Raw genomic sequence first — 6,480 nt, forward strand, 5'->3', positions numbered from 1 at the left:
CCGCTCCGGCGGCGCAGGGTGGCCAGTCACGCGCGTTGCCAAGCGGCGTCGCGACCCCGCGCACCACGACCCCCGCCCGTCCGCAGCAGCGTGACCGGCGCGGCGATGACCGGCGTCAGTCGGGCAAGCTCACCGTCACGCGCGCGCTGGGCGACGACGGCGCACGCTCGCGCAGTCTCGCGGCGCTCAAGCGGGCGCGGGAGAAGGAGAAGCGCGGCTTTGGCGGCGCACGCGAGTTGCAGGCCAAGCAGGTCCGCGACGTGGTGGTGCCAGAGGCGATCACCGTCCAGGATCTAGCCAACCGGATGGCCGAGAAGGGCGCCGACCTGGTCAAGGCGCTGTTCAAGATGGGCATGCCCGTCACGATCAACGCGACCCTTGACCAGGATACCGCCGAGTTGCTGGTTACCGAGTTCGGCCACAACATCACCCGTGTCTCCGCTTCCGACGTCGATATCGCGACCGACGAGGTGGACGATGCACCCGAGATGCTGCAGTCGCGGCCGCCCGTCGTCACGATCATGGGGCATGTCGACCACGGCAAGACGAGTCTGCTCGACGCGCTGCGCGGCACCGACGTGGTGCGCGGCGAGGCGGGTGGCATCACCCAACATATCGGCGCCTATCAGGTGACGCTGAAGGACAAGTCGAGAGTCACGTTCCTCGACACGCCTGGCCATGAAGCGTTCACGCAGATGCGCGCGCGCGGCGCGGACGTCACCGACATCGTCGTGCTGGTGGTGGCGGCCGACGACGGACTGATGCCGCAGACGATCGAGGCGATCGCGCACACCAAGGCGGCGGGCGTGCCGATGATCGTCGCGATCAACAAGATCGACAAGTACGAGGCCAATGCCCAACGCGTTCGCGAGCGTCTGCTGGAGCAGGAGGTCGTGGTTGAGGAGCTGGGCGGCGACGTCCAGAACGTCGAGGTCTCCGCGCTCAAGAAGACTGGCCTCGACGAGCTGATCGAGAAGATCCAGCTCCAGGCCGAGTTGCTCGAACTGCGCGCCAATCCCGACCGCCCTGCCGAGGGCACGGTAATCGAGGCGAAGCTGGACAAGGGCCGGGGTCCCGTTGCGACGGTGCTGGTCGATCGTGGCACCTTGAGGGTCGGCGACGTGTTCGTCATCGGCGCCGAGAGCGGCAAGGTTCGCGCGCTGGTCGATGACAAGGGGCGGCCGGTGAAGGAAGCCGGGCCGGCGATGCCGGTCGAGGTGCTCGGACTGTCGGGCGTACCATCGGCGGGCGACCCGCTCCAGGTCGTCGAGAACGAGGCGCGTGCGCGCGAGGTCGCCGAATATCGCCAGTCGGTGCTGACCCAGAAGCGCACGACGTCGACGCCAGCCAGTCTGGAATCGATGTTTTCCGCGCTGAAGGACAAGCAGGCGATCGAATATCCGCTGGTCGTCAAGGCGGATACCCAAGGGACGGTCGAGGCGATCGTCGGCTCGATCAACAAGATCAGCACCGATGCGATCCGCGCACGCATCCTGTATTCGGGCGTCGGCGGTATCACGGAGAGTGACGTGACGCTCGCTGCCGCCAGCGGTGCGCCGATCATCGGCTTCAACGTGCGCGCCAATGCCAAGGCGCGCGAGATCGCCGACCGGCAGAAGGTCGCGTTGAAGTATTACGATGTGATCTATGACCTGACGGACGACATTCGCGCCGGCATGGCGGGCGAACTGGGTCCCGAAGCCTTCGAGACGGTCGTGGGCCGCGCCGAGATCCGCGAGGTCTTCTCCGCGGGCAAGACCGGTCGTGCGGCGGGTCTGCTGGTGGTGGATGGCGTCATCCGCAAGGCGTTGAAGGCGCGCATAACGCGGGCCGACGTCATCATCTACCAGGGCGAGATTGCCTCGCTCCGGCGGTTCAAAGACGACGTGGCCGAGGTTCGCGCCGGGTTGGAATGCGGTGTGACGTTCACGCAGAACTTCACGGATATCAAGCCAGGCGACATGCTGGAGACGTACGAGGTCGAGCTACGCGAGCGGACGCTCTGACGTCTTCTCCCATCTCCTCGCGAGCAAGGCTGTGACTGCCCCTTCCCGATCTCGGGCCGGAGGGGATTGGCTTCGTGAGCCGGTAGGTTGATCGGGTGCAGGCCCCGGCCCGGTTTCGGCTGGCCGGGGCGGGCATTATCCAGGACTCGCAAGCGGGAGGGGAGAAGATGAAACGCACCGATACAACTCCCGACCGCTCCGTCCGCCTGCTTCGCGTCGGCGAGCAGATGCGGCACATACTGTCCGAAATCCTGCAGCGCGGCGACGTGCATGATCCGACACTGGCCAAGCACGTCATCTCGGTGACGGAGGTGCGCATGTCGCCCGACCTGCGCCACGCGACGGTATTCATGAAGCCACTGCTGGGGCAGGACGAAGAGGCGGTGCTGAAGGCGTTGCGGACCAATACCGCCTATCTGCAGCGCGAGGTCGCGCATCGTGTGCAGATGAAGTACGCGGCCAAGCTGAAGTTCCTGGCGGACGAGAGCTTCGATGAGGGCGCGCATGTCGACGCCCTGCTCCGCGCGCCGGAGGTGGCGCGGGATCTGGACACGGATTGACGGGCTAAGAAACACTCGCTCGGATCGGACACCGGGCTGAACAGCCATACGATATCTTCACCATGCCAGCATGAACGCAGGCAGATCAGCCGATCTGCCGCAAGGGCTGATCCCCGGGTGCGACATACTGAACGTGCCGGTGCCCACCTTATGCCCTGCGCGCGGTTTTCCGGGACGAGTTGCTTGAAAAGACGAGGCGGCTGCTCGCGCTGGCGGATAAGCTCGTCATTTTAGCAAGGCGTCGGACGCCGGGCGTTTCGCCGGAGCGGTCGACTGATTACATGGATTTGATGGACAGTAATCTGGTGTACCGCGCGGCGGTGGCGATCGTGCCGCTGGTGATCGCAATCGTATTCCACGAAGTCGCGCATGGCTGGGCGGCGCGTGCGCTGGGCGATCCGACCGCGTATGAACAACGGCGGTTGAGCTTCAACCCGTTGCGTCACGTCGACCCGATGGGGACGATCGTGGTGCCGCTCGGCCTCGCGCTCGCGGGGGCTCCCGTGTTCGGCTGGGCCAAGCCCGTGCCGGTCGACTCGCGCCGGCTGCGCGAGCCGCGGACGGGGATGATGCTGGTCGCGCTCGCCGGGCCGGGGATGAACCTGTTGCTGGCGCTGGCAGCGTCGGTGCTGCTGGGCGTGCTCGTCGGCGCAGGGCTGGCGCCGGACGGGTTCGTCGGCTCGATGCTGGTCGAGTTCATTCTCGTCGACGTGTTTATCGCCCTGTTCAACCTGCTGCCCATCCCGCCGTTCGACGGCAGCCACGTGCTGGAGGGGCTGCTGCCGCGCCCGCTCGCGCGGCGCTACGCGGATCTCAGGCAGGCGGGGTTCGCGCTCGTCATCCTGCTGGTGGTGGTGCTGCCGATGGTCGCGCCGCGCGCGAACCTCGTTGGGCGCGTCGTCCTGCCGCCCGCCCGGTGGCTGGCGGGATTGTTCTTCGGCTTGGCGCACGCGGTTGGCTGAGCCGGGGGCGGCGCTTCACGGCTGGCTGGTGATCGACAAGCCGGTGGGCACGGGTTCGACTCAGGTGGTGGGAGCGGTCAAGCGCGCGCTGCAGTCGGGAGGCTATGCAAAGGTGAAGGTGGGCCACGGCGGCACCCTCGATCCGCTGGCCAGCGGCGTGCTGCCGATCGCGCTGGGCGAGGCGACGAAGCTCGCCGGGCGGCTACTCGACGGGGACAAATGCTACGCGTTCACCGTCCGCTTCGGCGAGCAGACCGACACGCTGGACTTGGAGGGCCAAGTGGTCGCGACCAGCGACGTCCGCCCCCGCCGCGCGCAGGTGGAGGCGGTGCTGGCGCACTTCACCGGCCCGATCGAGCAGGTGCCGCCGGCCTTCTCCGCGCTGAAGGTGAACGGCGAGCGCGCGTACGATCTGGCGCGCGCCGGCGAGGTGGTGGCGCTGGCGAGCCGGAAGGTGGTGGTCCACTCGCTCATGCTCCGCCATCCCGGCGTAGGTAGAGACCCGTATAGCCAGGGCGATCACGACGAGACTTTCCTCGCCCGCGTCTCCAAGGGCACTTATATCCGCAGTCTCGCCCGTGACATCGCGCTGGCGCTCGGCACTGTCGGCCACGTCACCTATCTACGCCGCACCAGGGCCGGGCCGTTCGGCCTCGCGGGTGCGATATCGCTGGACAAGCTCACCGAACTGGGGCACGCGCACAGCCTTGAACAGCATCTCCTGTCGTTGAGGGCGGGGCTGGACGACATCCCGGCTCTTCTCCTCACCCCCGACCAGGCAGGGGCGCTCCGTCAAGGGCGCGTTCTGGCCGGGATCGCCGCCGACGACGGCCCCGCCTTTGCCCTCCTGAACGATGTTCCGGTTGCATTGGTTGAGGTGAGGGACCGAGAGGTCCGCGTCGAGCGTGGCTTCAACCTGTAATTCGATGTCGAGGACCAGCGAATGACGATCACCGCCGAGCGCAAGGACGCGCTCATTAAGGAACATGGCCGCGCCGAGGGCGACACCGGTTCGCCCGAAGTCCAGGTCGCTATCTTGACCGAACGCATTCGCAACCTGACCGATCACTTCAAGGGCCACGCCAAGGACAATCATTCGCGCCGCGGCCTACTGATGATGGTCAACAAGCGTCGAACGTTGTTGGACTATCTCCGCAAGACTGAGGGCCAGCGGTATATAGACCTCATCGCGAAGCTCGGGCTTCGCAAGTAATCCCGAAGGGCGCCCCAGTGGCGCCCTTCTCGCATCCGCTCCTTTCGCAATCCGGCGCGAGGGGCACGGGGCGACACGTCGCTCCACACCGACGCGGTCCGGCTAGCCCGCACTCATAGGCCCCGGCCGGCATAGGGCCGCCGGAGTGAAGGAAATCCAATGTTCGATACCAAGAAGGTCAGCATCCAGTGGGGCAGCCAGACGCTGACGCTGGAGACCGGGCGCGTCGCCCGTCAGGCCGACGGCGCGGTGCTCGCGACGCTCGGCGAAACCGTCGTGCTCTGCGCGGTTACTGCCGCCAAGACGGTCAAGGAGGGGCAGGACTTCTTCCCGCTCACCGTCCACTATCAGGAGAAGTTCTCCTCCAGCGGCCGCATTCCCGGCGGCTTCTTCAAGCGCGAGCGCGGCGCCACCGAGCGCGAGACGCTCGTCAGCCGCCTCATCGATCGGCCGCTGCGGCCGTTGTTCCCCGACGGCTTTTATAACGAGATCAATGCGATAGCGCAGGTTCTCAGCTATGATGGCGAGAACGAGCCTGACCTGCTGGCGATGATCGCGGCGTCGGCGGCGATGACGCTGTCGGGGGTGCCGTTCATGGGTCCGATCGGCGCGGCGCGCGTCGGCTACAAGGACGGCGAGTACCAGCTCAACCCCAGCGACAAGGACGTCACCACCGGCGAGCTCGACCTGATGGTCGCCGCCACGCACGACGCCGTCATGATGGTGGAATCGGAGGCCAAGGAGCTGTCCGAGGACGTGATGCTCGGCGCCGTCATGTTCGCGCACAAGGCGTCGCAGCAGGTGATCGACGCGATTATCAAGCTCGCCGAGCAGGCCGCGAAGGAGCCGTGGGAGCTGAAGACCGGCGCGGACCTGTCCGCCAACAAGGCGAAGCTCAAGTCGCTGATCGGCGCCGACATGGCCGCCGCCTACAAGCTGACCGACAAGCAGGCGCGCCAGACCGCGATCGCCGTCGCGCGCACCAAGGCGCGCGAGGCGTTCGAGGAGCTGAAGCATGCGAACCCCGCCGAGTATCTCGGCACGCTGAAGCTGGTGAAGAAGGTCGAGGCGGAGATCGTCCGCGGCCAGATCCTGAACGACGGCGTGCGCATCGACGGCCGCGACACCAAAACGGTGCGCCCGATCGACGCGACCGTGCATTTCCTGCCGCGCGCGCACGGCTCGGCGCTGTTCACCCGCGGCGAGACGCAGACCATCGCCACCACGACGCTCGGCACCCGCGACGCCGAGCAGATGATCGATGGGCTGAATGGCCTCAGCTACCAGCACTTTATGCTGCACTACAACTTCCCACCCTATTCGGTCGGTGAAGTGGGTCGGTTCGGTGCGCCCAGCCGCCGCGACATCGGCCATGGCAAGCTCGCCTGGCGGGCGCTGCACGCGGTGCTGCCGACCAAGGAGGAGTTCCCCTACACGATCCGCGTCACCTCCGACATCACGGAGAGCAACGGCTCGTCGTCGATGGCGACGGTGTGCGGCGGCAGCCTCGCGCTGATGGACGCGGGCGTGCCGATCAAGCGGCCGGTGTCGGGCATCGCGATGGGTCTGATCCTGGAAGGCGACAAGTTCGCCGTCCTCAGCGACATCCTGGGCGACGAGGATCACCTGGGCGACATGGACTTCAAGGTGGCCGGGACGAGCGAGGGCATCACGTCCTTGCAGATGGACATCAAGATCGCCGGCATCACCGAGGAGATCATGCGCGTCGCGCTGGCGCA

At 66.7% G+C, this 6,480-nt stretch carries 6 protein-coding genes; all 6 read left to right on the top strand.

Annotated elements, in window-relative coordinates; genetic code table 11:
* A partial coding sequence (gene infB / locus HUV01_RS10555) for a translation initiation factor IF-2 (protein ID WP_174298222.1) occupies nt 1-2,006 on the top strand: 2,006 nt, incomplete at its 5' end.
* 167 nt (nt 2,007-2,173) lie between these two features.
* Nucleotides 2,174-2,566, top strand: a complete 393-nt coding sequence (gene rbfA, locus HUV01_RS10560; RefSeq protein WP_174298223.1) for a 30S ribosome-binding factor RbfA — start codon at nt 2,174-2,176, stop codon at nt 2,564-2,566.
* A 287-nt stretch (nt 2,567-2,853) separates the two neighbouring features.
* Complete coding sequence (locus HUV01_RS10565) at nt 2,854-3,528, top strand: site-2 protease family protein (protein WP_174298224.1); 675 nt, start codon at nt 2,854-2,856, stop codon at nt 3,526-3,528.
* On the top strand, nt 3,521-4,450 hold the full coding sequence (gene truB / locus HUV01_RS10570) for a tRNA pseudouridine(55) synthase TruB (RefSeq protein WP_174298225.1): 930 nt from the start codon (nt 3,521-3,523) through the stop codon (nt 4,448-4,450). Before HUV01_RS10565 ends, truB begins: the two co-directional genes overlap by 8 nt.
* A 21-nt stretch (nt 4,451-4,471) precedes the next feature.
* On the top strand, nt 4,472-4,741 hold the full coding sequence (gene rpsO, locus HUV01_RS10575) for a 30S ribosomal protein S15 (RefSeq protein WP_174298226.1): 270 nt from the start codon (nt 4,472-4,474) through the stop codon (nt 4,739-4,741).
* Between the two features lie 159 nt (nt 4,742-4,900).
* Nucleotides 4,901-6,480 (top strand): polyribonucleotide nucleotidyltransferase (gene pnp / locus HUV01_RS10580; protein WP_174298227.1); only part of this gene is annotated, 1,580 nt, incomplete at its 3' end.

It is taken from the genome of Sphingomonas bacterium, from assembly GCF_903643035.1.
Classification (GTDB): Bacteria; Pseudomonadota; Alphaproteobacteria; order Sphingomonadales; family Sphingomonadaceae; genus Sphingomonas.

Excerpts from the sequence above, each read along its gene's own strand:
- rbfA (WP_174298223.1), top strand. The coding sequence starts at position 2,174 with ATGAAACGCACCGATACAACTCCCGACCGCTCCGTCCGCCTGCTTCGC.
- rpsO (WP_174298226.1), top strand. The coding sequence starts at position 4,472 with ATGACGATCACCGCCGAGCGCAAGGACGCGCTCATTAAGGAACATGGC.